Source organism: Actinotignum stranguriae (genome assembly GCF_051265215.1).
Classification (GTDB): Bacteria; Actinomycetota; Actinomycetes; order Actinomycetales; family Actinomycetaceae; genus Actinotignum; species Actinotignum schaalii_C.
In genome coordinates this window covers 1-621 of record NZ_JBOZCJ010000054.1, presented here as the reverse complement: position 1 = coordinate 621, position 621 = coordinate 1, and the positions used below count along the sequence as shown (strand labels likewise).

The following is a 621-nucleotide window of genomic DNA, read 5'->3' as shown; positions in this document are numbered from 1 at the left end:
TGCCGCGGTTTCGGCGGTGTACTTCAGCCCCGCTACATTGTCGGCGCTCAATCACTTGACCAGTGAGCTATTACGCACTCTTTCAAGGATGGCTGCTTCTAAGCCAACCTCCTGGTTGTCACAGCAACTAAACATCCTTTCCCACTTAGCACACACTTAGGGGCCTTAACCGGCGATCTGGGCTGTTTCCCTCTCGACTATGAAGCTTATCCCCCACAGTCTCACTGCCACGCTCAACTTCATGGTATTCGGAGTTTGGCTGACGTCAGTAACCAAATAAGGCCCATCAGCCAACCAGTAGCTCTACCCCCACAAAGAACCACGCAACGCTGCACCTAAATGCATTTCGGGGAGAACCAGCTATCACGGAGTTTGATTGGCCTTTCACCCCTACCCACAACTCATCCCCCAGGTTTTCAACCCTGGTGGGTTCGGGCCTCCACACGCTCTTACACGTGCTTCACCCTGGCCATGGGTAGATCACCCCGCTTCGGGTCTAGAACATGCAACTAAAAACGCCCTCTTCAGACTCGCTTTCGCTACGACTACCCCACACGGGTTAACCTCGCCACACATCCTAACTCGCAGGCTCATTCTTCAATAGGCACGCCATCACCACCA

The 621-nt window shown here is 53.8% G+C and carries 1 rRNA gene; it reads right to left on the bottom strand.

Annotation, left to right across the window (positions count from 1 at the left end):
* Positions 1-621, bottom strand: a 23S ribosomal RNA gene (locus ACRQEG_RS09505); the annotation flags it as partial.